Below are 26,994 nucleotides of genomic sequence, written 5' to 3' on the forward strand. Positions count from 1 at the left end.
GGTATACAAGATGATTACTTTAAGTTCTTTTAATAGATATTTTGGAAATAATCCTCTATAGACACTTACTAAAATTAGAGATGAAAGTATTGAAAATGGAAATCCTGAGCTTACAAAAGAAGCAAGAGAAAAACTTGGTAATAGTTTTATAAATATGTACAAGGATTATGTGAAACTAAGCGATAAAGTAGAATTGGTTGAAGGATCAATAGAAGATAAACTTAGGAAAAATGAATTTTCAGAATCTGAGGTTAAAAGCTTATTTAAATGGATAGATGAAAATACAAAATCACCCCATTGGATGGAAGTTGATGGGGTGAGTTATGATGAAGCTTATATTAAAGTTTTTCATACAAGTAAAAATATAGACGAATTTAAAACAAAATATCTTGAGCTTCAACAAAAATATTTAGTCGATTTTAGAAATATTAATTCATCGCAAAAAAATTCAGAAGAAAACAAAGAAGAAGCTTTTAAACCTATACAAGCAGAAAGTAAAAACAAAGAAACTTACAAAGATGATAGCACAAGAAACGAACTTGTAAAAAAACTGTTAGAAGGTAAATTTAGCACTAGTAAAGAATTAGAACTTCTTTTTGGTATGAAATTTAGTGATGATGATGCAGGAGAATTTAATAAAATCCTTTCTTTAAATTCTACACCAAAAAGTATAGATATAAAGGCTTGAAAATGCAAAAATTTAATTATAAAAAGGATAAAAAATGTTAAATATTTTACATACAAATTCAAGTCATCGTTTTCCATAAATGTATACCCAAGGAAGTTCATCAAATATATGATACTTTAAAGCTTATGGAACGGCAAGAATATACAAAAAATTAGAAGCCAAAAAAGAAGAGAAGCAAAGTAATACTACAAATGTGGATAAAGCAGATAATAAAAAAGATAAATTTTTAGACATGTCCGTTTAGTTTTAAAACAAAGCTTTATTTATAAGGAAGATTGGCATAAATTTTTTATTTAAATTAAGAATTTTAAGATGCGATATTGAATTTAATGTCGTTATTTTGTGAGTTTTGTTGATAAGTTCTAGCGACAAAATTTTTAAAGTCTTTATCAAAATTTGAATTTTTATCGTTGTTTTTTGAATCTTTATTTGTTTTTTCTAAGCTATTTTCTGAATTTTTGTCATCTTTTTCTTTATTTTCTTCTTCTTTTTCTTTGGTTTCTTCGGCTTTAAGCTTCATTGCTTCAGCTCTTGCTTCAAATTCCATTTTTGCAGCATTTGCTGCAACTTTATAATCTTGTGGGCTAGGATCAGCAGGAGCCATAGCTGCTGCTGCAATTTGTCTTGCATTGGCTATAGTTTCTTCTGGTGTGTTTCCTTTTTGCATGCTGATAGGAACTTCACCCGCTGTAGCATACATTTGATTATCAGGGCCTCTTGTATAAGTAAAACTTGCAGCACCTGCTAAGCCGCCGCCCGCTGCTTGATGCGCAGCTTCATGAGCCTTTACATTTCTATCGATACTTTGGAGTTCGCGAACTTGAGCTACTTCTTTTTGGCTTAGCTCTACGCCATTAACCATTTGGGTTTGTTCGCCATTTTTTTCTTTATCATCTTTATTTTCACTAAGATTTTTTTCATCTTTTTGAGTGGAATCAGATTGATTTGTTTTATCAAAAGAAGGTTTGCTAGAGTAGTAATCATAAGAGTTATAACTTGAACTAATTTGCATTTATCCTCCTTTTTGTTTTTTAAATTTTTAGGAATTTTAACGCATTTTGACTTAAAAATTTGATAAATTTTGTAAAATAATCATAAATACAATTTCAAAGGAATGTAATGATTTATGAAAATGATTTGATTTATATAGAGAAAGAGGAGGCTCAAGTGCCTTGGCTTAAAATTTTTACTAAAGAAATTTATAAAGAATTTAGCGATTGTCCTTTAGAGTTGCAAAAGGAACTTTTTGAAAAAATTTTATTTTGTGAAAAGGCTATGATAGAATTTTACAAACCTGAAAAAATCAATATCGCCTCTTTTGCAAATTATGTGCCAAGGGTGCATTTTCATGTTATGGCAAGATTTAAAGAAGATGCGTTTTTTCCAGAGTGTATGTGGGGAAAACAGCAAAGAGAAACAATAAAGCTTGATTTGCCTAAATTTGAAGAATTTGTAAAATTTTTAAATAGTAAAATTTTTTGATTTTTATTAATGATTTGTTATGTTTTATCTAATAAAATTTTTATATTGAAAATTACTATAAAAAAGGAAAAAAATGAAAAAAGTTTTATTGAGTTCATTGGTTGCGGTGTCTTTGTTAAGCACAGGTTTGTTTGCTAAAGAATATACTTTAGATAAAGCACATACAGATGTAGGTTTTAAAATCAAACATTTACAAATTAGCAATGTAAAAGGAAATTTCAAAGATTATTCTGCGGTGATTGATTTTGATCCTGCGAGTGCTGAATTTAAAAAGCTTGATGTAACTATAAAAATCGCATCTGTAAATACAGAAAATCAAACAAGAGATAATCACTTACAACAAGATGATTTTTTCAAAGCAAAAAAATATCCTGATATGACTTTTACAATGAAAAAATATGAAAAAATCGATAATGAAAAAGGCAAAATGACAGGAACTTTAACTATAGCTGGAGTTTCTAAAGATATCGTTTTAGATGCTGAAATCGGCGGTGTAGCTAAAGGCAAAGATGGAAAAGAAAAAATAGGATTTTCTTTAAATGGAAAAATCAAACGCTCTGATTTTAAATTTGCAACAAGTACTTCAACTATTACTTTAAGTGATGATATTAATTTAAATATCGAAGTTGAAGCGAACGAAAAATAATTTTTTAGTCTAAGAGTCTTGCTCTTAGACTTTGTAAATTTTTATCCAAATTTTCTTCACTTTCTTGCCAAATCAATTTAAAATCCGGTTTAAAATTTTCATTTTCTAAATTAAATTCCGTGTTTTTCAAGGTGGATTCTAAAAAAGCAAGATGATTTAAAGCTTGATTTTTATCATTAAAAATTAAAATAAAATCATTTTCTACGATAAAAATTTTTGCTCTAAAGCGTTTTAAAATTTTTGCAATTTGTTTTAAAATGAGTTTGGTATAGCTTTCTTTGGTATCTTTTAGTTCATTAAAATGAAGCAAGGCAATGATATAGTTGTTTTTTCCTTTTGTAAAGCGTGTAAGGCTTTTTTCATTGGGTAGCTTTGTTAAGGTGTCAAAAAAAGCTAACCTATAAGCGTGATTTAAAAGATAAAAACAAAAAACCAAACTTGCAAATTCAAAATATCTTATTCCTGCTCCTTCTTGGAATAAAAATTGAAAATACGCAGTAAAAAATGCGATAAGAAGATAATATTCTTTAGTTTTAAAGGTTTTGATAAAAATGAGTATTAAGCCGACTAAAAAAAATAAAAATCCTAATTCACTCACAGGTTTAAAAAAATCTAATGCAATAAAATGAAATTCTAAACCAGCACTATTAAAAGTAGTATTTCTAGGTAAAATGATACTTAAAATGCCTATAAAAATAAGGGTTGTAATTGAAGCGATATTTTTTTTATTTAAAATTAAAACATGATGTTTTCCAACGCAAAATAGAGTAAAAATCATAGGTAAAAATAAAGCTACAAATAAATTAGCTTGAAAAAAACTTGTATAAAAATAAGGCAACTTGGCTCCTAATAGCACTAAAGTTAAAAAGAAAATTTTTGAATTTTTAAAGTAAAAGGATAATACAAGTGCTGAAATTTCAAAAATAAAACTCAATGATATTAAAAAATCTAATAAAAACATTATCAAATCCTTGATTTTAATAAAAGTGATAATTGTATAGAAAAAAGCTTAAAAGCGGATTTTATTTAAATTTAGCAATTTCATCTTGTATGGTTTGTTCTATATGGAGTAATTCTTCATGAGTTTTTTTGCTATTATCTAAAAGTTCATCAAATTTAAAGCCAAGCATAACAATACGATATAAATTGGGTTTATATTTTCTCCAATTATATAAAGTGCTAACATCAATGTCTAGTTCATATGCCATATCACGCTTGCTCTTTTTTGTCATTTTTTACCTTAAAAATTTAGCCTTTAAAAAATTTTACATTAAAATTTCTTTATTAAAAACACTTGAAATATTCAATCTTTTATATAAAATATATTTAATATTTCAATATTAATTAAGTTATAGTATGGAATAATAGTTTTTATAAAATTTTTATTTAAGGAGAATTACATGGAAGGTGCAAGTGGCGGGTCTATTTTTGTAACAATATTATTGTTTGTATTATACATGTTGCCCGCTATTATTGGTTTGAGCAGAAAGCATTCTAATTGGCTGATAATTTCTTTGCTAAATTTGTTTTTTGGTTGGACTATTATTGTTTGGCTTGTTTGTTTAATATGGTCTTTTACGGGAAGTTTTAAGCAAACTATTATTATTAAAGAAAAAAATGAGAAATAGGAGAAAAAATGACAAAATTTTTAAGCATTTGTAGTTTAATTGCGATGTTGTTAAGTGGTTGTGGAAGTGATTTTCCTGGACAACCTAGCGATGTGGCTAGAGTTCAGCAAAACAAATATCCAAATGGAAATTTAAAAGAAGAAATTCCCTATAATAAAGATTCAAGAATACATGGGTTAAAAAGAGCTTTTTATGACAATGGTCAGCTAAGAGCTGAAGAAAATTATAAAAATGGAAAAAAAGATGGAATTAGCAGGGAATATTCTAGAAATGGGCAATTACTTGAGGAGGTGCATTTTAAAGATAATCGCGGATATGGTGATTTTGCAAGCTATTATGAGAATGGAAATATGAGAGCAAAGGGAAAACTACTTGGCTATAATGAAGATGGTATGCCAGAATTTGAAGGTAATTACAAGGAATATTATGAAAATGGAACTTTAATGTGTGATTATAATTTTGATAATAAAGGTAAATTTGATGGAGTACAAAAGCGTTATGATGAAAATGGCGCCTTAGAAGACGAAGAAAATTATAAAAATGGACTTAAAAATGGAGTCTTTAGAGAATATAAAAAAAGGGGAGATTGTAAGAGAAGAAGAATATAAAAATGGTATTTTAGTAGCAAAACCTAAAAATTAGAGGAGTTTAGATATGTTTAAAAAAGTAATTTTATTTTTCTTAATGGGGTTTGCCTTGCTTCAGGCCAACTCATTAGACAAATGTGATAATACGGCAGTTGTTTCAAATCTTAAAGAAAAAATTCCTAGTGAAATTTTTAAAAATCTTTATGAATTATCCGGACTTAAAGCCCAAGAGATTGATTATGAAGATTATGCAAAAGGCCTCAAGGAAATAGCCAAGCATGATGGAATGGTAAATTACACTGATATGATCGAAATTAATTCCATTTCAAATTTTGATCTTAATTTTGATTCTTGTATGGCTACGATTAATGCTGCATTAAAAGGGGAACAGAGAAAAGGTCTTTGGAGTGTTGTTTATAAGGTTTCTAACATAAATCAAGTGAAAATTACAGATATAACTTATATCAATGGAGATTTCCAATAATATTTTTATTAAAGTAAGTCAATAGAATTAATTTCATGACTTACTAATATTTTATACTCAATTAATTTCAAGTCTTTTTTTGATACAATTTCTTAAAAATTTTTATAAGTAAAAAATTTAAGGAAAATCATGGTTGAAGTAAAAAATCTTACTATGCGTTTTGCAAATCAGCTTTTATTTGAAAATGTTAATTTAAAACTTGTTCGAGGACAAAGATACGGACTTATCGGTGCTAATGGTGCGGGAAAATCGACTTTTTTGAAAATTCTTTCAGGAGAAATTGAGTCAAGTAGTGGTGAAATAGTATTTGATGAAGGCTTGAAAATCGCAGTTTTAGGACAGGATCAATTTGCTTTTGAAAACTACACCATCAAAGATGCAGTGATGTGTGCAAATAAGCGTTTATATGAGGCCTTAAAAGAAAAAGAAAAGCTTTATATGAGCGAGGAATTTACTGATGAGATCAATGAGCGTTTAGGTGAGCTTGAGATAATAACGGCTGAAGAAGATCCAAATTATGATTGTGAAACACGTTGTGAAAAAATTTTAAGTTCTTTAAAGATTAAAGATTTCGATGCTTTAATGAGCACCTTACAAAGTGCGGATAAATTTAAAGTTTTGTTAGCTCAAGTTTTGTTTTTAGGTGCCGATGCGCTTTTTTTAGATGAGCCTACAAATAACCTTGATTTAGAGGCGATTTCTTGGCTTGAAAATGAACTTTTAAGACATGAAGGAACTTTGGTTGTCATCTCTCATGATAGGCATTTTTTAAATAAAATTTGCACAAGGATTTTGGATGTGGATTTTAAACAAATTCGTGATTTTGCGGGAAATTATGATGATTGGTATATGGCTTCAACGCTTTTGGCAAAACAAGCTGAGCTTAAACGCGATAAAACCTTAAAAGAAAGAGAAGAATTAGAAAATTTCATTCGCCGTTTTAGTGCAAATGCTTCTAAAGCAAAACAAGCCACAAGCCGTGCTAAGGCGCTTGAAAAACTAGAGCTTGAAGAGATTAAAATTTCAAGCCGTAGAGATCCTAGTATAGTATTTAGAACTAATCGTGAAATAGGTAATGAAGTTTTAGAAATTAAAGGTATAGGCAAGGCTTATGATAAACAATTGTTTTCAAATTTGGAGCTAAAAATAGAAAAAAATGATAAAATCGCTTTGATTGGGGCAAATGGTGTGGGCAAAAGTACTTTGGCAAAAATCATCGCCCATGCTATAAGTCCAGATAGTGGATCCATACATCTTGGGGCAACTATAGAGCTTGGATATTTTCCTCAAGATACAAGTAATTTAATTTGTGAAAATTTGAAACTTTATGAATGGTTGATGAGTGAAAAATTTAAAGATCTAGATGAAATCCGTAAGTGTTTAGGTAGAATGCTTTTTAGTGGCAGTGATCAAGAAAAGATGGCAGCAAGTTTAAGTGGGGGTGAAAAACACCGTTTAATGCTTTCTCGTTTAATGCTAGAGCGTCCAAATTTCTTGCTTTTAGATGAGCCTGATAACCATTTAGATCTTGAAAGTATTATTGCACTAGGTGAAGCTTTGTATAATTTCAAAGGTGTAGTGCTTTGTATCAGCCACGATAGGGAGTTAGTTTCTGCTTTTGCTAATAGAATTTGGCATTTAGAAAATGGTAAGCTTACGGATTTTCGTGGAACTTATCAAGAATTTTTAGGAGAAAATGATGGCTAAATTTAGAATTCAATACAGCGCAGGTTTTGGGCACTATACGCAAAATCACAAGGGTTTTGGACCTACGATTTATATAGAAGAGGTCGTAGAGTTTGATAATGGCAAGGATTATTTTGACTATATAGATTTTTATAAAACTTATTCAAAGAGCGATGATACTTATTTTCATATCAGTTTTTTAGAAGATAGACCTCTAAGCGATAAAGAAATCACCATTCGCAATGAATACCGCAAAATGCGTGATGAAAACTGTAAAAAAGCCAAGGAGGAATTTATAGCCAACAATGAGCTTGATGTGGAGCATTTGCCTACTCACCATGATTAAAAAACATTAATTTTTACATAAAAAGGAACGCTTTTTGCTTGTATAGTTTTTGCATATTTTGAAAGGAGAAAACTATGCAGGTAAATTATAGAACGATTAGCTCGTATGAATACGATGCTATTAATGGTCAGTATAAACAGGTGGATAAACAGATTGAAGATTATTCTTCATCTGGAGATTCTGATTTTATGGATATGTTAAATAAGGCGGATGAGAAGTCAAGCGGAGATGCTTTAAATTCTAGCAGTAGTTTTCAAAGCAATGCGCAAAACTCAAATTCAAATTTAAGTAATTATGCTCAAATGTCAAATGTTTACGCTTATCGTTTTAGACAAAATGAAGGCGAGCTGTCTATGAGAGCTCAAAGTGCTAGCGTTCATAATGATCTTACACAACAAGGTGCAAATGAACAAAGTAAGAATAATACTTTGTTAAATGATTTATTGAACGCAATTTAATCAAAAGCTCCATTTTGGAGCTTTTATATTTACTTGCAAGAATTTATAATTTCTCTATTTCAAAAGGTGCAAAATTTTTACAAAAAATTTCAAATTCTTGCTCCTCTTTTTCATTTAATTTGATATGTAATATAGCTTTGCAATCCTTAAAATCTTTTGTGAAATTAAAAGAATAAGTTTTTAAAAAATGTTCAAAACGATTTAAATTTTTTAAATCAATAGCAATGGTTGTATTTTTTTTCAATTCGAATGAAAGTAAAGAAGAATTATTTATCACAGCATTTGCTGCATCGCTATAAGCTCTTACAAGTCCCCCTGTACCAAGTTTTATACCGCCAAAATATCTTACAGTGATTAAAGCCGCATTGATAAGATCATAGCCCCTTAGAACATTTAAAGTTGGCATTCCAGAAGTTCCTTTAGGCTCTCCATCATCACTTTTATCTTCTACAATTTGATTGAAATCATTTAAAACACGATAAGCATAGACAAAATGAACGGCTTTTGGATGTTCTTTTTTTAGTGTTTCTATTAAAAATTTAAAATCTTTAAAAGGGCAAAGAAAAGATAAGAAAGTAGATTTTTTAATATCGATTTGTGTTTGAAAAATTTGATCAATAGTTTGCATTTTTGCCTTCTTTTATTTAAAATTATACTTATAAAAACTAAAATCAATTTGATGTTAATTTTTAAGATATTTGATATTTGTATGATTTGCATTGATATTTTAAGTTTAATTTTGTAAAATTTTCATTATGGAAAAAATCAAAAATTATAAACTTATCATCATTTTACTTAGTCTTGATTTGTTGGCTTTGCTTTATGGAACTTCAACACTGAGTATTAGTGCTGATGAAGCTGATATTTATTTTGGTGAGCAGGGTAAATCACTTATTTTTTCTCATAGTTTGCTTTATTATATATCTCATTTTGGAACTTTTATTTTTGGGCAAAATGATTTTGGTTTAAGGCTTCCTTTTTTATTTTTTCATTTTTTAAGTTGTTTGCTTTTGTATTTGCTAGCTTTAAAATATACTAAAACTAAAATTGATGCTTTTTTTTCTTTATTGTTATTTGTTTTATTGCCGGGTACTGTTGCAAGTGCTTTACTGGTTAATGCCGCATCTTTGGTGATTTTTTTAACCCTTGCTATATTATGTGCTTACGAATATGAAAAAAAATGGCTTTTTTATATATTATTGATTATAGTATTATTTGTTGATAAATCTTTTAATATTTTATTTTTAACTTTTTTCTTTTTTGGGATTTATAAAAGAAATGCTATTTTATTTACCTTATCTCTTGTTTTGTTTGGAGCGAGTATCAGTTTTTATGGTTTTGATACAGGTGGTCGTCCAAGAGGTTATTTTTTAGATACCTTAGGAATTTTTGCTGCATGTTTTTCTCCTTTGGTTTTTGTGTATTTTTTTTATACTATTTATCGTTTGACTTTTCAAAAATATAAAAATTTATTATGGTTTTTAATGAGCGTAACATTTGTATTTTGTTTGTTGCTTTCTTTAAGACAAAAACTTTTTTTAGATGATTTTTTGCCTTTTTGTGTTATTTGCACTCCTTTGCTTATAAAAACTTTAATGCAAAGTTATAGGGTGAGATTACCAGTTTTTCGATTAAGGTATAAAATCTTTATAGAATGTTCTATAATTTTTTTGATATTTTGTTACTTTTTAATCGTCGCTAATCAATTATTGTATTATTTTATAAACAATCCAAATCGTCATTTTGCCAATAATTATCATTTTGCTAAAGAATTGGCACTAGAATTAAAAAAACAAGATGTTTTAGAGCTTGCAACAGCCCCAAGTTTGCAAAAAAGATTGCGATTTTATGGAATAAAAAATAGCAATAAGTTTTATTTAAAAGCTTTAAAACAAGCCGATAAGCATGATATGGACAAAAAAATTGTTAAAGTAAAACTTGGAAAATATGAAAAAGTATATCAGATTTTAAACTATGATTAAAGCTTTCAGTTTGTTGGAATTTGTGTTTATAATTCTCATTTTAGGTATAGTTTTTAATTTAGGCAGTCTTTACTTAAAAAAAGACAATCTACTAGAAGGTGCGATACAAATTCTTAATGATATCCAATATACCCAAAGTTTAGCCATGATGCAAGAAGGTATAAGAGTTGATGAGTTGACTATTGCAAAAAGAGAGTGGTTTAAAAGTAAATGGCAGATTTATTTTATAAAATCAGCTGCCACAGGTTATGATCAAACATATACTATTTTCTTGGATAAAAATGGCGATGGAAATGCTAATTTAGGTAAAACTGAAATCAATATAGATAGAGAAATTGCTGTTGATGTAATCAATCATAACAAATTAATGAATTCAGGTCAAAGTGGAGTTATTAGTAAAGATGATGAAAAAACTACACAAAGATTTAATCTTACAAAAAGATTCGGAATAGAAAAGGTTGAATTCAAAGGATCTTGTTCAGGATTTACTAGATTAGTATTTGATGAAATGGGCAGAGTGTATTCTCCGTTAAAAAATGCCAATTATGCCTATGAAAAAACTTTAGCAAAGAATAATTCAGATTGCATTATACGTTTGTTATCAAAAAAGCATGCTCTTTGTATCGTTATAGATACGCTTAGCGGTTATGTTTATATTCCAGATTTTAAAACACTTAAAAGTCAATTTGTTAATATAAAAAATAAAAATTACGAGTGCTCTAAAATATAGCCCCCATTATACTTATATAAATACTTACACAAATATTTATACTATTTAATCCTTTGTTTAATCCCCTTTTAAGTTTAATTGGTTATACTTTCATTTCCTTTTTTGAAAAAAGGACTTAAAATCTTTTAAATTATAAAGTTTCACTAGCTTAGTAGATTTTATAAATTAACTCTTTTGGTTTTTGTCTTATAAACTAAAAGCTTTTTTATAAATCTTGTTTTTTAATTTAAAAACTTTTCTTTTAAAAATGATTTTTTGTTTTGTTCTTTTAAATTAGTATTGTTATTCAAATCTTATTAGTCAATCTTTGAAATCTAAATAAGTGATCGATTGAGCCAGAACAGATTTAGGCATAAGCAATTATGTAAAATCTATTCAATCTAATAATTAAAAAGATTAAAAACTTTTCTTTTAATCTTTCATAACTTTTTCTTTGAAGAAAAAGATTAAACTATCTATAATTTTTTATGGAGAGTTTGATCCTGGCTCAGAGTGAACGCTGGCGGCGTGCCTAATACATGCAAGTCGAACGATGAAGCTTCTAGCTTGCTAGAAGTGGATTAGTGGCGCACGGGTGAGTAAGGTATAGTTAATCTGCCCTACACAAGAGGACAACAGTTGGAAACGACTGCTAATACTCTATACTCCTGCTTAACACAAGTTGAGTAGGGAAAGTTTTTCGGTGTAGGATGAGACTATATAGTATCAGCTAGTTGGTAAGGTAATGGCTTACCAAGGCTATGACGCTTAACTGGTCTGAGAGGATGATCAGTCACACTGGAACTGAGACACGGTCCAGACTCCTACGGGAGGCAGCAGTAGGGAATATTGCGCAATGGGGGAAACCCTGACGCAGCAACGCCGCGTGGAGGATGACACTTTTCGGAGCGTAAACTCCTTTTCTTAGGGAAGAATTCTGACGGTACCTAAGGAATAAGCACCGGCTAACTCCGTGCCAGCAGCCGCGGTAATACGGAGGGTGCAAGCGTTACTCGGAATCACTGGGCGTAAAGGGCGCGTAGGCGGATTATCAAGTCTCTTGTGAAATCTAATGGCTTAACCATTAAACTGCTTGGGAAACTGATAGTCTAGAGTGAGGGAGAGGCAGATGGAATTGGTGGTGTAGGGGTAAAATCCGTAGATATCACCAAGAATACCCATTGCGAAGGCGATCTGCTGGAACTCAACTGACGCTAAGGCGCGAAAGCGTGGGGAGCAAACAGGATTAGATACCCTGGTAGTCCACGCCCTAAACGATGTACACTAGTTGTTGGGGTGCTAGTCATCTCAGTAATGCAGCTAACGCATTAAGTGTACCGCCTGGGGAGTACGGTCGCAAGATTAAAACTCAAAGGAATAGACGGGGACCCGCACAAGCGGTGGAGCATGTGGTTTAATTCGAAGATACGCGAAGAACCTTACCTGGGCTTGATATCCTAAGAACCTTTTAGAGATAAGAGGGTGCTAGCTTGCTAGAACTTAGAGACAGGTGCTGCACGGCTGTCGTCAGCTCGTGTCGTGAGATGTTGGGTTAAGTCCCGCAACGAGCGCAACCCACGTATTTAGTTGCTAACGGTTCGGCCGAGCACTCTAAATAGACTGCCTTCGTAAGGAGGAGGAAGGTGTGGACGACGTCAAGTCATCATGGCCCTTATGCCCAGGGCGACACACGTGCTACAATGGCATATACAATGAGACGCAATACCGCGAGGTGGAGCAAATCTATAAAATATGTCCCAGTTCGGATTGTTCTCTGCAACTCGAGAGCATGAAGCCGGAATCGCTAGTAATCGTAGATCAGCCATGCTACGGTGAATACGTTCCCGGGTCTTGTACTCACCGCCCGTCACACCATGGGAGTTGATTTCACTCGAAGCCGGAATACTAAACTAGTTACCGTCCACAGTGGAATCAGCGACTGGGGTGAAGTCGTAACAAGGTAACCGTAGGAGAACCTGCGGTTGGATCACCTCCTTTCTAGAGTACAAAGTAATAAGTCTCACAACTATTACTTCAATATATAAACTCAATTGATTCTTGTTTAGATTTCAAAGATTGATGATAAAGCTAATTGTTTATGGGGAATTAGCTCAGCTGGGAGAGCGCCTGCTTTGCACGCAGGAGGTCAGCGGTTCGATCCCGCTATTCTCCACCATTTATTAAGGGCCTATAGCTCAGCTGGTTAGAGTGCACCCCTGATAAGGGTGAGGTCACAAGTTCAAGTCTTGTTAGGCCCACCATAAAAAAGATTTGAATAAAGAAGCTTTAAAATCTAAAGCAAGTATATAAAATAGATTAAATATAAAATATAAACTCTATACTTAGATTTATTTTTATCTTTAACTATAAAAGAATATACTTTAATAGATATAAGTAGCATATACATTATGCATTTATATTTATAATGATTATGTTAATATATATACTTCCTTTAGGTTTTAAACCTAAATGTTCTTTTTAATTATCATTGTTAAGAGTCACAAGCAAGTTTTAATAAAAACAATTTTACAGGACTTGTTAAAGGATAAAACCTATTTATCTTTTCTTTAGTTTAACTTAACTTTTAGCTGTCTTTATTTCTATGAATAAAGAGAATATTAGATTTAAGGATTATAAATTAAAGACAAGTTTCAAACTCACAGCTTAGTTGAGACTAAATCATTTAGTTTTATATTAAGTGTTTGAATGCTTTCCGTCTTAAGATAAAGAAGTCTTATCATAAAAACTTTAACAAGGAAGTGATGCGTTTTAGAATCAATAATAAAAGGTAAAAAAGGTAAGCTACTAAGAGCGAATGGTGGATGCCTTGACTGGTAAAGGCGATGAAGGACGTACTAGACTGCGATAAGCTACGGGGAGCTGTCAAGAAGCTTTGATCCGTAGATTTCCGAATGGGGCAACCCAATGTATAGAGATATACATTACCTATATAGGAGCGAACGAGGGGAATTGAAACATCTTAGTACCCTCAGGAAAAGAAATCAATAGAGATTGCGTCAGTAGCGGCGAGCGAAAGCGCAAGAGGGCAAACCCAGTGCTTGCACTGGGGGTTGTAGGACTGCAATGTGCAAGAGGTAAGTTTAGCAGAACATTCTGGAAAGTATAACCATAGAGGGTGATAGTCCCGTATGCGAAAAACAAACCTTAGCTAGCAGTATCCTGAGTAGGGCGGGACACGAGGAATCCTGTCTGAATCCGGGTCGACCACGATCCAACCCTAAATACTAATACCAGATCGATAGTGCACAAGTACCGTGAGGGAAAGGTGAAAAGAACTGAGGTGATCAGAGTGAAATAGAACCTGAAACCATTTGCTTACAATCATTCAGAGCCCTATGTAGCAATACAGGGTGATGGACTGCCTTTTGCATAATGAGCCTGCGAGTTGTGGTGTCTGGCAAGGTTAAGCAAACGCGAAGCCGTAGCGAAAGCGAGTCTGAATAGGGCGCTTAGTCAGATGCTGCAGACCCGAAACGAAGTGATCTATCCATGAGCAAGTTGAAGCTAGTGTAAGAACTAGTGGAGGACTGAACCCATAGGCGTTGAAAAGCCCCGGGATGACTTGTGGATAGGGGTGAAAGGCCAATCAAACTTCGTGATAGCTGGTTCTCTCCGAAATATATTTAGGTATAGCGTTGTGTCGTAATATAAGGGGGTAGAGCACTGAATGGGCTAGGGCATACACCAATGTACCAAACCCTATCAAACTCCGAATACCTTATATGTAATCACAGCAGTCAGGCGGCGAGTGATAAAATCCGTCGTCAAGAGGGAAACAACCCAGACTACCAGCTAAGGTCCCTAAATCTTACTTAAGTGGAAAACGATGTGAAGTTACTTAAACAACCAGGAGGTTGGCTTAGAAGCAGCCATCCTTTAAAGAAAGCGTAATAGCTCACTGGTCTAGTGATTTTGCGCGGAAAATATAACGGGGCTAAAGTAAGTACCGAAGCTGTAGACTTAGTTTACTAAGTGGTAGGAGAGCGTTCTATTTGCGTCGAAGGTATACCGGTAAGGAGTGCTGGAGCGAATAGAAGTGAGCATGCAGGCATGAGTAGCGATAATTAATGTGAGAATCATTAACGCCGTAAACCCAAGGTTTCCTACGCGATGCTCGTCATCGTAGGGTTAGTCGGGTCCTAAGTCGAGTCCGAAAGGGGTAGACGATGGCAAATTGGTTAATATTCCAATACCAACATTAGTGTGCGATGGAAGGACGCTTAGGGCTAAGGGGGCTAGCGGATGGAAGTGCTAGTCTAAGGTCGTAGGAGGTTATACAGGCAAATCCGTATAACAATACTCCGAGAACTGAAAGGCTTTTTGAAGTCTTCGGATGGATAGAAGAACCCCTGATGCCGTCGAGCCAAGAAAAGTTTCTAAGTTTAGCTAATGTTGCCCGTACCGTAAACCGACACAGGTGGGTGGGATGAGTATTCTAAGGCGCGTGGAAGAACTCTCTTTAAGGAACTCTGCAAAATAGCACCGTATCTTCGGTATAAGGTGTGGTTAGCTTTGTATTAGGATTTACTCCGAAAGCAAGGAAACTTACAACAAAGAGTCCCTCCCGACTGTTTACCAAAAACACAGCACTCTGCTAACTCGTAAGAGGATGTATAGGGTGTGACGCCTGCCCGGTGCTCGAAGGTTAATTGATGGGGTTAGCATTAGCGAAGCTCTTGATCGAAGCCCGAGTAAACGGCGGCCGTAACTATAACGGTCCTAAGGTAGCGAAATTCCTTGTCGGTTAAATACCGACCTGCATGAATGGCGTAACGAGATGGGAGCTGTCTCAAAGAGGGATCCAGTGAAATTGTAGTGGAGGTGAAAATTCCTCCTACCCGCGGCAAGACGGAAAGACCCCGTGGACCTTTACTACAGCTTGACACTGCTACTTGGATAAGAATGTGCAGGATAGGTGGGAGGCTTTGAGTATATGACGCCAGTTGTATATGAGCCATTGTTGAGATACCACTCTTTCTTATTTGGGTAGCTAACCAGCTTGAGTTATCCTCAAGTGGGACAATGTCTGGTGGGTAGTTTGACTGGGGCGGTCGCCTCCCAAATAATAACGGAGGCTTACAAAGGTTGGCTCAGAACGGTTGGAAATCGTTCGTAGAGTATAAAGGTATAAGCCAGCTTAACTGCAAGACATACAAGTCAAGCAGAGACGAAAGTCGGTCTTAGTGATCCGGTGGTTCTGTGTGGAAGGGCCATCGCTCAAAGGATAAAAGGTACCCCGGGGATAACAGGCTGATCTCCCCCAAGAGCTCACATCGACGGGGAGGTTTGGCACCTCGATGTCGGCTCATCGCATCCTGGGGCTGGAGCAGGTCCCAAGGGTATGGCTGTTCGCCATTTAAAGCGGTACGCGAGCTGGGTTCAGAACGTCGTGAGACAGTTCGGTCCCTATCTGCCGTGGGCGTAAGAAGATTGAAGAGATTTGACCCTAGTACGAGAGGACCGGGTTGAACAAACCACTGGTGTAGCTGTTGTTCTGCCAAGAGCATCGCAGCGTAGCTAAGTTTGGAAAGGATAAACGCTGAAAGCATCTAAGCGTGAAGCCAACTCTAAGATGAATCTTCTCTAAGCTCTCTAGAAGACTACTAGTTTGATAGGCTGGGTGTGTAATGGATGAAAGTCCTTTAGCTGACCAGTACTAATAGAGCGTTTGGCTTATCTTTAATAAAGCATCACTTCCTTGTTAAGGTTTTTAGAAGACTTTGAATATAGATAATATTTAGAGTTTAATAGAAATCTTTCAAGTAGAGTTTGTATTAGAACTTGCTCTTAACATTGTTTTTTAAGTATTCTATATAAAAACTTATCAAAGATAAAAGATAAGAAAAGAAGAAAGAGAATAAAGAAAAAAGTAAAGGAATAAAAGATTAAGTTTTATTCTTAAATTCAATTTTTCAAAGAATATTTAAATAACAATGTCCGTGATTATACAGATGTGGAAACGCCTTGCTCCATCCCGAACCAAGAAGCTAAGCACATCGTGGGTGATGATACTACGCCTTACTGGCAGGGGGAAAGTAGCTCATTGCGGACTTGTTAAATGTCTTCATTACTTACTTTATATATAAATCCTATGTTTATTTTTATTGTTGTTTTAGATGATACTTAGAATCGTGTTTAAAAAAGAGTTTGCTGCTGGTTAGGGTTTTTAGAGAGAATAGGGTGTTTTTAGGGGTTTGAAAATACTAGAAGGATAAAATTTAAAATTTTCTATGAAAAGTAAAATAAATTAAATTTTATTCACACATTCTTTAAAGACTTTTCCACGCTCTGCGTAAGAGTTGAACTGATCTAAACTTGCACAAGCGGGACTTAAAAGAGCTACTTCATTGACTCTTAAGTGATTTGAAATTTCATTTACAGCTTTAGATAAAACTTCGCATTTATAGGCTTTCAAATTCGCTTTTTTTGCATAATCAAGCATTTTTTCGGTACTAATACCTATAGCATAGAGTTCTATATCAAATCCTTTCATAAAATCAAATAAATTGCTAAGATCTACACCCTTATCATCTCCCCCTATGATAAGATGGATTTTTTTATCTTTATAGCGACTAAGTGCAGCCATTACAGCACTTTCATTTGTAGCTTTAGTGTCATTTACCCAAAGCCTATTTTGACTGTCTTTAAGCTCTTCGAGTTTATTTTTTTCCATTACAAAGCTATTTAAAAGCTTATAGCTTAAAGTATCAAGTAAAATTTTTTCTATAGCTAAAGCCATGATAGCATCGAGTAAAAAAGGACTTTTAAAGGAAATTTTTTCCGTATCAATGCCAAATTTAACAGCTAGATCTTTTTCATCTTCATAGCTTATTTTATGAGCTTTTGTTGGAGTATTTGCATAAATTTTAGGCAGTATTACTACATCACATTCATTCATTCTTTTTAAAACGCTTAGCTTATCTTGAACATAATTATCAAAACTTCCATGCCAAGAAAGATGATCAGGACTTATAGGTAAAAGTGCATAAATTTCAGGTTTAGCTTTATGAGTGTAGTGTAGGGTAAAAGATGAAGTTTCAAGTATCCAAAGTTTTGCATAAGGATTAAGCTCTGCTAAAGGAGTTCCAACATTTCCACCCATAACAGCACCAATGTGTGATAATAAATGTGTAGCCATTTGTGTGGTGGTGGTTTTGCCATTGGTTCCGCTTATCCAAACGGATTTTGGCATGATATCATAAAAAAAGTCATATTCGCTTTGTAAATTTTTTGCTTTTTGAATGAGTTTGTGCTTTGGTGGAAAACCTGGACTAGGAATTTCAATATCGCTTAAATTATCATCAAAATCATTAGGATTTAAAAGTAAATTTCCTAGTGTATCTTTTTTTGTTTCTGTAAAATGATCATCATAAATATCAAAAGGTCCAAATTTATCTACTAAATTTTCAGCAATAGCACGTGTGGTTTTTCCGTATCCAAAAAGTGAAATTTTCATTATCTTAGCTTTATTGATGCAAGTGCAAGCAAATTTGAAAGTAAGGCTATCATCCAAAAACGCACTATAATTTTATTTTCCACCCAGCCAACTTTTTCAAAATGATGATGAATAGGCGCCATTTTAAATACTCTTTTATTAAAAATTTTAAAACTTCCAACTTGTAAAATTACAGAAACAGTTTCAAGAACAAAAACAAAACCTATGAGTAAAAGTAAAATTTCATTTTTGCTAATAACGGCTAAAAATCCTATAAAGCCACCTAAAGCTAAACTTCCACTATCTCCCATAAAAACTTGTGCAGGATAACAGTTGTACCATAAAAATCCCATTAAAGCACCAATTAGCGCTGCACAAATAATCACTACTTCACCAAGTCCTTGAATTTTTGGCAAAAGTAGATATTCACTATAATTTAAATTTCCACTCAAATATAAGAATATCCCTAAAGTAGATAAAGAAAAAATGCCTGGAACTGTAGCTAAGCCATCAAGTCCATCGGTTAAATTTACAGCATTAGAGCTAGAAATTAAAACCAAAATCCAAAAAGCAATGGCAAAAATTTCCATATCAAAAAGAGGGTGTTTATAAAAAGGTATAAAAAGTTCCGTGCTAAGCTCTGAACTAAAATATAAAGGTAAGATGCAGATAAGTCCAGCGATGATTTGTGCTAAAAGCTTCATTCTTGGACTAAGTCCTGAATGATTATCTTTTTTTAGAACTTTGCCTAAATCATCTATGAGTCCTATCAAACAAAAAAGTATCAAACAAAGTAAAGCACTTATAGCAAAAATATTATCAAATTTGATACAAAATAAACTTGCGATTACTGCAGAACTGATGAAAATAAGCCCACCCATGGTTGGAGTATGGCATTTGGTTTTATGAGTTTCTGGGGCGTATTCGTAAATAGGTTGACTAGCATTTTTAGCTTTTGCCCAAGTAATAAATTTAGGCATTAAAAATAAAGACAAACATAAAGCGATAAAAAATGCAAATCCTGCACGCACACTAATATAAGTAAAAAAAGCATAATGACTTAAATCTGAAAGATAATACAAAACCTAGCCTTCTTTTTGGTTTTTAAAAGTTTAATTTTAGTAAAATCTAACCAAAAAAATTCTTATAAAAGAGAGAAAAATGAAGCAAAAATGCGTTTTAATTATTACAGATGGAATAGGGTATAATAAGAATAGTAAGTTTAATGCTTTTGAAGCAGCTAAAAAACCAAGTTATGAAAAGCTTTTTAAGGAAGTCCCAAATTCTTTACTAAAAACGAGTGGTTTAGCTGTAGGTTTGCCAGAAGGGCAGATGGGAAATAGTGAAGTAGGGCATATGTGTATAGGAAGTGGGCGTATTATTTATCAAAATTTAGTGCGTATTAATAAAGCCATTGAAAACAAAGAACTTGAAAAAAATGAGAATTTAAAAAAACTTTTAGCAAAATGTAAAAGAGTGCATATTATAGGGCTTTATAGTGATGGCGGGGTACATTCTATGGATACGCATTTTAAAGCCATGCTTGAAATTTGTGCGAAAAATGGCAATGAAGTTTTTGCTCACGCAATCACTGATGGGCGTGATGTAAGTCCAAAAAGTGGCTTAAATTTCATAAAAGATTTAAAAGAATTTTGTGAAAACTTAGGCGTGCATTTTGCTACGCTTTGTGGGCGTTTTTATGCTATGGATAGAGATAAGCGTTGGGATAGGGTAAAAGAGTATTATGAGTGCTTGTTAGGTAAGGCTTATAAAGTGCCAAATTTATTAGAATACCTACAAAAATCTTACGATGAAAATGTTACTGATGAGTTTATCAAAGCAGCTCAAAATGAGAATTACAAGGGCATGAGAGAAGAAGATGGCATTATCTTTATCAACTTTAGAAATGATAGAATGAAACAACTTGTTGAAGTGTTAAATTCTAAGGATTTTAAAGAGTTTGAACGCGAAAAAATCTTTGAAAATTTACTTACTATGAGTGTTTATGATGATAAATTTAAACTCCCTGTGCTTTTTGAAAAAGAAAAAATTGAAAATACTTTAGCGCAAGTGATTTCTAAAGCAGGGCTTAGTCAGCTTCATACCGCAGAAACCGAAAAATACGCCCATGTAACTTTCTTTTTTAATGGCGGAAAAGAAGAGCTTTTAGAAAATGAAACAAGGGTTTTAATCCCAAGCCCCAAGGTAAAAACTTATGATGAAAAACCCCAAATGAGTGCTTTTGAAGTGTGTGATGCAGTGAAAAAAGGCATAGAAAAGGGTGAGGATTTTATAGTGGTAAATTTTGCAAATGGAGATATGGTTGGACATACAGGTGATTTTAATGCTACTATAAAGGCTGTTGAAGCGGTGGATACTTGTTTAGGCGAGATTTTAGAATGTGCAAAAAAGCATGATTATGCTTTTATCATTACAAGTGATCATGGAAATTGCGAGGCTATGCAAGATGAAAAAGGAAATTTGCTTACCAATCACACCACTTTTGATGTTTTTGTTTTTGTGCAAGCAAGGGGAGTTTCAAAGATTAAAGATAATATGGGGCTGAGTAATATAGCTGCAAGCGTGCTTAAAATTTTAGACTTAGAAATTCCAAAAGAAATGAATGAGGCTTTATTTTAGTTTGTTTGCCTTTTTTATAAGAAATTTGTTAAGATTGCAATTTTTAAAATTAAACTTATTAAGGATAGATAATGAAATTTAGTGGAAAAAATGTTTTAATTACTGGAGCAAGTAAGGGAATAGGTGCTTCTATCGCAAAAACTTTGGCAGGTTTTGGGCTTAAAGTTTGGATCAATTATCGTTCAAAACCTGAACTTGCAGATGCTTTAAAAGATGAAATTATTGCAAGTGGTGGTGTTGCTGCTGTGATTAAATTTGATGCAAGCAAAGAAGATGAGTTTGAAAACGGCGTAAAAACTATAGTTGAGAGTGATGGAGAGTTAAGTTATCTTGTAAATAACGCAGGCGTTACAAATGATAAACTTGCTTTAAGAATGAAATTAGAGGACTTTAGTGGCGTTGTGGATACGAATTTAAGCTCAGCTTTTTTAGGTTGTAGAGAAGCTTTAAAAACCATGAGTAAAAAACGCTTTGGTGCTGTTGTAAATATCGCTTCTATTGTCGGAGAAATGGGCAATGCTGGGCAAGTAAATTATTCTGCTAGTAAGGGTGGAATGATAGCTATGACTAAATCTTTTGCTAAAGAAGGAGCAAGTAGAAATTTACGCTTTAATTGCGTAACTCCAGGTTTTATAAAAAGCGATATGACTGAAGTTTTAAGCAATGAAATCAAACAAACCTATCAAGATAATATCCCTTTAAAACGCTTTGCAGAGCCTGAAGAAGTAGCTAATTGTGTAGCGTTTTTACTTAGTGATTATGCCTCTTATGTGACAGGCGATGTGCTTAAGATCAATGGTGGTTTATATATGTAAGGAAAAATGATGGATTTAAAAGAAATAGCACAATTTTTAGATGATAATGCACCAGCATTTTTAGCCACTTTAGGAACTTGTGGAAATCCTAGAGTGCGTCCTATACAAAGTCCATTGCTTGTGGGAGATAAAATTTATTTTTGCACAGCAAATACAAAAGGACTTTTTTAAGACTTAGAGCTAATGCGGTTTTTGAACCAAATTTAGAAGTTAAAAAAATGATGTTTAAAAAATATCCTTATCTTGTAAATCTTTATGAAACTCCGCAAAATCCAAAATTTGAAGTTTTTTATCTTGATCATTTAAGCGCTAGAATGCAATTTATGAATGGAGAATTTAAGCTTTTTAAGGCTTAATGATTTGATAATTTTATTAACTATATATTAATTAAGATAAATATTATCTTAATTAATATTAACTTTTTGTTATTTTTTTAAGGTATAATCATTCCGTTTAATTTGCAAGGAATAGATTATGATATATTGCAAAAATTTTTTAATATTTATTTTATTATATTCATCTATCTTCTTTGATTACTTATCTTATGCTTTTTTATATTTACTAAATTATAAATTTGTTTTTAATCCATTTTATATTGAAAGGAGAGTTTGTTTTTGGATTTTTGGCATGCGGTTATGTAAGATTGACTTACATTAAAAATTATTATTAATTTTTTTAAATAAGGAGAATGATATGGGTGAATTTTCTAGAAGAGATTTTATAAAAACAGCCTGTATTAGTGTAGGAGCTTTAGCTGCAAGTTCAAGTGGAGTTTATGCTTTAGATGATTCATCTAAGATGGATAAAGATATAAATTTACCTTCTTGCGATGTTTTGGTAATTGGATCAGGTGGAGCAGGTTTGTGTGCTGCAGCCGCAGTGAGAAAAGAAAATCCAAAATTAAGCGTTGTAGTAGCTACAAAGATGATGCCATCGCGTAACGCAACTTGTATGGCAGAGGGTGGAATTAATGGAGTTACTGATTTTTCTAATGGAGATTCCTATAAATTACATGCTTATGATACTATTAAAGGCGGAGCTTATTTGGTAGATCAAGACGCGGCTTTAAAATTTTGCGAATTAGCTGGAAAGGCTATTTTTAATATGGATTTTATAGGAACCTTGTTTTCAAGAAATGAGCAAGGTGGAGTAGCTCAGCGTTTAATGGGAGGAGCTTCTAAGAAACGCTGTAACTATTCTGCAGATAAAACAGGTCATATTTTAATGCATTCTTGTTTAGATGATGCTATTAGTAGTGGTGTGAAATTTTTAATGGATCATGAACTTTTGGATATAGGTGTTGTGGATGGAAAATGCGAGGGTGTCGTTTTAAGAGATATACAAAGCGGTGGAATTTATCCTGTGTTATGCAAAGCTTTGGTGATTGCTACAGGGGGATACACAAGGATATTTTATAATAGAACTTCAACTCCTTTTATTGCCACAGGAGATGGTGTGGCAGCTGCTCTTAGAGCAGGACTTGGTTTTGAAGATCCTGAGATGATACAATTTCACCCAACAGGAGTTGCAAATGGTGGAACTCTTATTACAGAAGCGGCGCGCGGTGAAGGGGGATATCTTTTAAATAATCGTGGTGAGCGTTTTATGAAAAATTACCATGAAAAAATGGAGCTTGCACCGCGAGATGTGGTTGCGCGTGCTATAGAAACAGAAATTCGTGAAGGTAGAGGTTATGGCGAGGGACTTGGAGCTTATGTTTTGTGCGATGTACGCCACTTAGGAAAAGAAAAAATTTTAAAAGATTTACCAAAAATTCGTCACACTGCAATGCTTTTTGAAAATATTGATTTAGTAGATACTCCTGTACCTATCCGTCCAACGGCGCATTATTCTATGGGTGGAATTGAAGTGGCTAAATTTGAAGATATGAGTACTAAAATTGCTGGAATTTATGTAGGTGGAGAAGCTTCTTGCATTTCTATACATGGAGCTAATAGACTAGGGGGAAATTCTTTAGCCGATGCAGTTGTAACAGGGCATTTAGCAGGCATTGGTGCGACAAATTATGCTAAAGATGCAAGTTTTGGAAAAGGGGCAAAAACTCATGAACTTGCTCAAAAATGGCAGGTTAGATTTAAAGAAATTACAAATAATGGCGGAAATGGTCAAGAAATGTATGAATTGCGAGAAGAGCTAGGAAGTCAAAATTGGGATAATATGGGGATTTTTAGAACTCAAGAAAAACTCGATCTTCTAGCAAAAAAATTAGAAGATATACAAGCGAGATATGAAAAAATTCGTATTCCAAATCCTAATGAAGTGATGAATACTGCTTTTACAGATTATGTAGAGCTTGGTAATTTGATTTTACTTTCTCGCTGTGCTTGTTTAGCAGCTAGAAATAGACTTGAAAGCCGTGGGGCTCATACTAGAGAAGATTATCCAAAGCGAGATGATAAAAATTTCTTAAAACATAGCATTGTAAATTTAGAAAATGATGAATTAAAACTTAGTTATAAAGATGTCGTGGTAACTGAGTTTTCACTTGATGGAAGGAGAGTACAATGAAAATTATCATAGATCGTTTTAATGGCAAGGAAAAATATGAACAAAGTTATGATATTGATGATAAGGATATACAAGGGAAAACTCTGCTCTCTCTTTTGCTTTTTATCAAAAAAACAAAAGATATTACTTTAAATTTTACCGCCTCTTGTCAATCTGCAATTTGTGGGGCTTGTGCAGTTCGTGTGAATGGGCATTCTTATCTTGCTTGTGATACTAAAATGCAAGATTTGTTAAAAGAATATGATAATCCTTCAAGTATACGCATTTCTCCGCTTGGAAATTTTAGAGTAATTTCTGATTTAATTGTGGATTGGGAACCTTCTATAGAAAATTTAAGAAAAATTCGTCCTGCCATGGTGGCAAAAAATGAATTTTCAGCGGAAAAGGGCTGTAAACAAAGTCAAGAAGAATTTGATCGTATTAGCAAGCAATGGGATTGTATTTTATGTGGTAGCTGTGCTTCAGAGTGTAATAAATTAGAAGCAGATAGTAGCGATTATATGCAACCTTTTGTTTTTACTCATGCTTGGCGTGCAGCGGCGGACTCTCGAGGTAAGGATCCTATGTTGCATGTAAAACCCAGCGTAATGAATGGACTTTGGCTTTGTGTTCATTGTCAAGAGTGCGCTGATCGTTGTCCAAAGGGTATAAGTTCAGTAAGTGATATAGCAAATTTAAGAGTGATGGCGATTAAAAAAGGTTTAAATGAAGGCTTAGGGCCTGATCATGCTGAAGCTTTTTATAAAGATTTAGTTGAAGGTTCAGGACGCTTGAATGAAATTTATCTTGCTTTGCGTTCTGAGGGTGTTATAGGTTCTATGGGTAAAACAGATATAGCTTTTAAACTTATGCGTGCAGGAAAAATGAATCCTATGCATGTTTTTGGCGAGGGTGAAATAGAAGGGTATAAAGATTTGGTTAAAATGATAAAGGCGGCACAAGAAGCTGCTGTTAAGGAGTAAAATATGCAAAAAGAGTACGCTTTTTTTCCAGGTTGTGTTTTATCTCAAGCTGCAAAAGAATCTAAAATTTCACTTGAAGCTATTGCACCTATTTTGGGTTGGAAGTTGAATGAAATTAAGGGGTGGAGTTGTTGTGGGGCTTCTCAAGCGCAGTGTGTTGATCCTATTGCGACTTTGGTAGCTAATGCAAGAAATATTGCTTTAGCAGAAGAGATGAAAATGCCAATGCTTACAACTTGTAGTACTTGTATGCTAACTTTAACTAAAGCAAAAAATACTCTTGATAAGGGTGCAAAAGAACGCATCAATATTTTTTTAGCACAAGGTGGAATGAAATATCAAGGTTCAACGCCTATTACAAGTCTTTTGTGGGAGCTTTATGAGGATTTGGATAATTTAAAAAGCAAGGTGAAAAAGCCGCTTTCAAATTTAAAAGTAGCTTTATTTTATGGTTGCCATAGTTTAAGACCTGAAGATGCTTTCGGTAAAAAAGAAAGTTCAACCAATCCAAAAAGTTTTGAAAGTGTAGTAGAAGTTTTAGGGGCTAAAATAGTTCCTTTTGAAAAACGCCTTGATTGTTGTGGTTTTCATGCTTCTTATCCTGCAGAAAAATCTGTGAAAAAAATGTCTAGTCAAATTGTCAATAATGCAAGTGAAAATCAAGCTGATTGTGTTGTAACACCTTGTCCACTTTGTCAAATGCAGCTTGATATCTATCAAGAAAGATTTCAAGATTATACTAATTCTAAAGCAAGATTGCCTATTATTCATTTATCACAATTAGTAGGACTTGCATTAGGACTTTCTAAAGAAATGGTTGGTTTAGATTATAATATTATTGATGCAAGTAAAATTGCATAAAAACATGGGCAAAAAGCCCATGTTTAAAGATTTAATTCCATTCTTAAAGAATGCTCCCAAAAAGCCACTTCTAAGCGTGTTACAGTATGAAAAATTTCGCTGAGTTTTTGGAATTTTTGTGCACCAACACTTGAAGTATAAGAATTAACAAAATCTTCAAATTCTTTAGCTTCATTTTGAAAATTTTCACTTCCATAGGTCAAAATCCATTCCTTGTAAGGATGATCTTTTAAATTTTCATTTTTTAAACGATTTATAATTTCAGCACCTATTTTTGCATAGCCTATAGCGCAAGCACTAAGAGCAACTAACATATCTAAAAAATCTCCATTTTCACCTACGCTTAACATATAACGCGAATAGGCTATATTGACTAAACTTTCATCTTTTATATCGAGTTCATCTGCATTAATGCCAAGAGATAAAATTGCACGATGAAGTTCCATTTCTCCTTCAACTATATAATTTTGAAATTTCATAGCAAAACGAAGTTCTTTTGCAGTATTTGAGTTAAGTGCTAATCTTGCATAACATTTTGCGTAATTAAGCAAATAAATATAATCTTGCTTGAGATAAAAAAGAAAATTTTCTTGCTTTAGGCTTTTATCTTCCAATTTTTTAACAAAATCATGATGTAGATAAGCATTCCAAATTTTTTGATTTTCTTTGATTAAATTAGAGAAAAGCATCATTTTTCCTTTATGTTTTAATATTTTATTTTCAAGTATAATGAAAAACTATAAATATTTTAAGCTTTTTATAGTAAAATACGCTTTATTTTAATTTTTTAAAGGAGAACAAATGGCAACATTTGATGATGTAAAAGCAGTAGTAGTAGAGCAATTAAGTATTGATGCAGATGCAGTTAAAATGGAATCAAAAATTATTGAAGATTTAGGTGCTGATTCTTTAGATGTTGTAGAGCTTATTATGGCTTTAGAAGAAAAATTTGAAGTAGAAATTCCAGATAGTGATGCTGAAAAATTAATTAAAATTGAAGATGTTGTAAATTATATTGACAATCTAAAAAAATAA

The 26,994-nt window shown here is 33.0% G+C and carries 23 protein-coding genes, 2 tRNA genes, 3 rRNA genes and 4 pseudogenes; 25 read left to right on the forward strand and 7 right to left on the reverse strand.

Annotated features, from left to right (window positions below; translation table 11 throughout):
* Window positions 1–10 precede the first annotated feature (10 nt).
* Together FBF11_RS02010 and FBF11_RS08620 are read left to right on the forward strand one after the other, a co-directional pair.
* Window positions 11–688: pseudogene (locus tag FBF11_RS02010) on the forward strand (hypothetical protein).
* 34 nt (window positions 689–722) lie between these two features.
* Window positions 723–932: pseudogene (locus FBF11_RS08620) on the forward strand (hypothetical protein).
* A gap of 63 nt (window positions 933–995) precedes the next feature.
* On the opposite strand, the gene FBF11_RS02015 reads toward FBF11_RS08620, so the two are convergent.
* The gene (locus FBF11_RS02015; RefSeq protein WP_057097031.1) at window positions 996–1,700 is read right to left on the reverse strand and encodes a putative metalloprotease CJM1_0395 family protein; all 705 of its coding nucleotides are present in this window, start codon (window positions 1,698–1,700) and stop codon (window positions 996–998) included.
* A gap of 107 nt (window positions 1,701–1,807) precedes the next feature.
* Between FBF11_RS02015 and FBF11_RS02020 the strand changes: the two genes are divergently transcribed.
* Entirely contained in the window at window positions 1,808–2,170 is a 363-nt protein-coding gene (locus FBF11_RS02020) for an HIT family protein (RefSeq protein WP_002858673.1), read from the forward strand.
* A 73-nt stretch (window positions 2,171–2,243) separates the two neighbouring features.
* On the forward strand, window positions 2,244–2,816 hold the full coding sequence (locus FBF11_RS02025) for a YceI family protein (RefSeq protein WP_002855621.1): 573 nt from the start codon (window positions 2,244–2,246) through the stop codon (window positions 2,814–2,816).
* A 4-nt stretch (window positions 2,817–2,820) separates the two neighbouring features.
* On the opposite strand, the gene FBF11_RS02030 is transcribed toward FBF11_RS02025, so the two are convergent.
* Both FBF11_RS02030 and FBF11_RS02035 read right to left on the reverse strand, forming a co-directional pair.
* The gene (locus FBF11_RS02030; RefSeq protein ID WP_223209688.1) at window positions 2,821–3,750 is read right to left on the reverse strand and encodes a hypothetical protein; all 930 of its coding nucleotides are present in this window, start codon (window positions 3,748–3,750) and stop codon (window positions 2,821–2,823) included.
* Window positions 3,751–3,838: 88 nt separating this feature from the next.
* On the reverse strand, window positions 3,839–4,048 hold the full coding sequence (locus tag FBF11_RS02035; RefSeq protein ID WP_002858725.1) for a transcriptional regulator: 210 nt from the start codon (window positions 4,046–4,048) through the stop codon (window positions 3,839–3,841).
* 168 nt (window positions 4,049–4,216) lie between these two features.
* On the opposite strand from FBF11_RS02035, the gene FBF11_RS02040 reads away from it, so the two are divergent.
* The 6 genes and pseudogenes from FBF11_RS02040 (at window position 4,217) to FBF11_RS02065 (ending at window position 8,005) form a co-directional block, all read left to right on the forward strand.
* The gene (locus FBF11_RS02040; RefSeq protein ID WP_002855619.1) at window positions 4,217–4,444 is read left to right on the forward strand and encodes a superinfection immunity protein; all 228 of its coding nucleotides are present in this window, start codon (window positions 4,217–4,219) and stop codon (window positions 4,442–4,444) included.
* Between the two features lie 8 nt (window positions 4,445–4,452).
* Window positions 4,453–5,086 (forward strand): annotated as a pseudogene (locus FBF11_RS02045) (toxin-antitoxin system YwqK family antitoxin).
* Window positions 5,087–5,098: 12 nt separating this feature from the next.
* A complete protein-coding gene (locus FBF11_RS02050; protein WP_052798898.1) occupies window positions 5,099–5,515 on the forward strand; it encodes a hypothetical protein in 417 nt (138 codons plus the stop codon).
* A gap of 129 nt (window positions 5,516–5,644) precedes the next feature.
* A complete protein-coding gene (locus FBF11_RS02055) occupies window positions 5,645–7,222 on the forward strand; it encodes an ABC-F family ATP-binding cassette domain-containing protein (RefSeq protein WP_002858735.1) in 1,578 nt (525 codons plus the stop codon).
* Complete coding sequence (locus FBF11_RS02060; RefSeq protein ID WP_002859498.1) at window positions 7,212–7,547, forward strand: hypothetical protein; 336 nt, start codon at window positions 7,212–7,214, stop codon at window positions 7,545–7,547. Before FBF11_RS02055 ends, FBF11_RS02060 begins: the two co-directional genes overlap by 11 nt.
* A 74-nt stretch (window positions 7,548–7,621) precedes the next feature.
* The gene (locus FBF11_RS02065; protein WP_057097022.1) at window positions 7,622–8,005 is read left to right on the forward strand and encodes a hypothetical protein; all 384 of its coding nucleotides are present in this window, start codon (window positions 7,622–7,624) and stop codon (window positions 8,003–8,005) included.
* Window positions 8,006–8,048: 43 nt separating this feature from the next.
* On the opposite strand, the gene FBF11_RS02070 is transcribed toward FBF11_RS02065, so the two are convergent.
* Window positions 8,049–8,633 carry a YigZ family protein gene (locus tag FBF11_RS02070; RefSeq protein ID WP_002858665.1) on the reverse strand — a complete coding sequence of 195 codons (585 nt, stop codon included), beginning with the start codon at window positions 8,631–8,633 and terminating at the stop codon, window positions 8,049–8,051.
* A 127-nt stretch (window positions 8,634–8,760) separates the two neighbouring features.
* Here FBF11_RS02070 and FBF11_RS02075 point away from each other — a divergent pair, with 127 nt between their 5' ends.
* The 7 genes from FBF11_RS02075 (at window position 8,761) to rrf (ending at window position 16,769) form a co-directional block, all read left to right on the forward strand.
* Complete coding sequence (locus FBF11_RS02075) at window positions 8,761–9,987, forward strand: membrane protein (protein ID WP_002868718.1); 1,227 nt, start codon at window positions 8,761–8,763, stop codon at window positions 9,985–9,987.
* Window positions 9,980–10,717 (forward strand): hypothetical protein, encoded by a 738-nt coding sequence (locus FBF11_RS02080; RefSeq protein ID WP_002868719.1) that lies wholly within the window; start codon window positions 9,980–9,982, stop codon window positions 10,715–10,717. The genes FBF11_RS02075 and FBF11_RS02080 overlap by 8 nt, the downstream gene beginning before the upstream one ends.
* A gap of 464 nt (window positions 10,718–11,181) precedes the next feature.
* A 16S ribosomal RNA gene (locus tag FBF11_RS02085) occupies window positions 11,182–12,694 on the forward strand.
* Window positions 12,695–12,796: 102 nt separating this feature from the next.
* A tRNA-Ala gene (locus tag FBF11_RS02090) sits at window positions 12,797–12,872 on the forward strand.
* An 8-nt stretch (window positions 12,873–12,880) separates the two neighbouring features.
* Window positions 12,881–12,957: transfer RNA gene (locus FBF11_RS02095), tRNA-Ile, on the forward strand.
* Between the two features lie 534 nt (window positions 12,958–13,491).
* Window positions 13,492–16,398, forward strand: a 23S ribosomal RNA gene (locus FBF11_RS02100).
* Between the two features lie 254 nt (window positions 16,399–16,652).
* Window positions 16,653–16,769, forward strand: a 5S ribosomal RNA gene (rrf, locus tag FBF11_RS02105).
* Together the 16S, 23S and 5S rRNA genes with 2 tRNA genes alongside form the textbook arrangement of a ribosomal RNA operon.
* A 195-nt stretch (window positions 16,770–16,964) precedes the next feature.
* Here rrf and murD read toward each other — a convergent pair.
* Window positions 16,965–18,173: a UDP-N-acetylmuramoyl-L-alanine--D-glutamate ligase gene (murD, locus tag FBF11_RS02110; protein WP_002858617.1), complete on the reverse strand. Its 1,209-nt coding sequence runs from the start codon at window positions 18,171–18,173 to the stop codon at window positions 16,965–16,967.
* Window positions 18,173–19,234 (reverse strand): phospho-N-acetylmuramoyl-pentapeptide-transferase, encoded by a 1,062-nt coding sequence (gene mraY, locus FBF11_RS02115; protein WP_002858494.1) that lies wholly within the window; start codon window positions 19,232–19,234, stop codon window positions 18,173–18,175. Before mraY ends, murD begins: the two co-directional genes overlap by 1 nt.
* A 79-nt stretch (window positions 19,235–19,313) precedes the next feature.
* Between mraY and gpmI the strand changes: the two genes are divergently transcribed.
* The 7 genes and pseudogenes from gpmI (at window position 19,314) to sdhE (ending at window position 25,959) form a co-directional block, all read left to right on the forward strand.
* Window positions 19,314–20,792 (forward strand): 2,3-bisphosphoglycerate-independent phosphoglycerate mutase, encoded by a 1,479-nt coding sequence (gene gpmI, locus FBF11_RS02120; RefSeq protein WP_002858599.1) that lies wholly within the window; start codon window positions 19,314–19,316, stop codon window positions 20,790–20,792.
* Window positions 20,776–20,874 (forward strand): hypothetical protein, encoded by a 99-nt coding sequence (locus FBF11_RS08625; RefSeq protein WP_002869268.1) that lies wholly within the window; start codon window positions 20,776–20,778, stop codon window positions 20,872–20,874. The genes gpmI and FBF11_RS08625 overlap by 17 nt, the downstream gene beginning before the upstream one ends.
* On the forward strand, window positions 20,864–21,607 hold the full coding sequence (gene fabG / locus FBF11_RS02125) for a 3-oxoacyl-ACP reductase FabG (protein ID WP_002858551.1): 744 nt from the start codon (window positions 20,864–20,866) through the stop codon (window positions 21,605–21,607). Before FBF11_RS08625 ends, fabG begins: the two co-directional genes overlap by 11 nt.
* Before the next feature lie 6 nt (window positions 21,608–21,613).
* Window positions 21,614–21,963: pseudogene (locus tag FBF11_RS02130) on the forward strand (pyridoxamine 5'-phosphate oxidase family protein).
* Between the two features lie 337 nt (window positions 21,964–22,300).
* Complete coding sequence (gene sdhA, locus FBF11_RS02135; protein ID WP_002868200.1) at window positions 22,301–24,136, forward strand: 8-methylmenaquinol:fumarate reductase flavoprotein subunit; 1,836 nt, start codon at window positions 22,301–22,303, stop codon at window positions 24,134–24,136.
* Window positions 24,133–25,098, forward strand: a complete 966-nt coding sequence (gene sdhB, locus FBF11_RS02140; protein ID WP_002889654.1) for an 8-methylmenaquinol:fumarate reductase iron-sulfur subunit — start codon at window positions 24,133–24,135, stop codon at window positions 25,096–25,098. The genes sdhA and sdhB overlap by 4 nt, the downstream gene beginning before the upstream one ends.
* Window positions 25,099–25,101: 3 nt before the next feature.
* A complete protein-coding gene (gene sdhE / locus FBF11_RS02145) occupies window positions 25,102–25,959 on the forward strand; it encodes an 8-methylmenaquinol:fumarate reductase membrane anchor subunit (RefSeq protein ID WP_002855106.1) in 858 nt (285 codons plus the stop codon).
* A 23-nt stretch (window positions 25,960–25,982) separates the two neighbouring features.
* Here the strand turns inward: sdhE and tenA are convergent, their stop codons facing one another.
* Entirely contained in the window at window positions 25,983–26,651 is a 669-nt protein-coding gene (gene tenA / locus FBF11_RS02150) for a thiaminase II (RefSeq protein ID WP_002864183.1), read from the reverse strand.
* Between the two features lie 109 nt (window positions 26,652–26,760).
* Here tenA and acpP point away from each other — a divergent pair, with 109 nt between their 5' ends.
* On the forward strand, window positions 26,761–26,994 hold the full coding sequence (gene acpP / locus FBF11_RS02155; RefSeq protein ID WP_002854831.1) for an acyl carrier protein: 234 nt from the start codon (window positions 26,761–26,763) through the stop codon (window positions 26,992–26,994).

This window comes from Campylobacter sp. CFSAN093224 (assembly GCF_012897395.1).
Taxonomy (GTDB): domain Bacteria; phylum Campylobacterota; class Campylobacteria; order Campylobacterales; family Campylobacteraceae; genus Campylobacter_D; species Campylobacter_D jejuni.